Origin of the sequence: Streptomyces sp. SID14478 (assembly GCF_010548525.1) — a bacterium.
Taxonomy (GTDB): Bacteria; Actinomycetota; Actinomycetes; order Streptomycetales; family Streptomycetaceae; genus Streptomyces.
Window position 1 is genome coordinate 1 of the sequence record NZ_JAAGMG010000663.1, and the last position, 257, is coordinate 257.

1 pseudogene is annotated in these 257 nt (G+C 75.9%); it reads left to right on the forward strand.

Features of this window, described 5'->3' with window-relative positions:
* A pseudogene (locus G3I40_RS21785) lies at positions 1-257 on the forward strand (MFS transporter); the annotation flags it as partial.

Below are 257 nucleotides of genomic sequence, written 5' to 3' on the forward strand. Positions count from 1 at the left end.
GTCGTCGTCGCGGTCGGCGCACATGCCAAGGCCGCCGCAATCGTCGACGCCGCGGCGCGGATCGCACGGGACACGCACAGCCCGCTGGAGGTCGTGCACGTGCAACAGACCGCGGTCGTCGAGCAGCAGGCCGTCGAGACCGAGGAGGCGGCGGACGGCCGCGCCGCCGTCACCGGGCACCTGGACCGGCTCGCGGCGCAGGGCGTCGTCGCCACGGGTCAGCTACTGGTGAGCGTCGGCGACCACGCGGCCGCCGG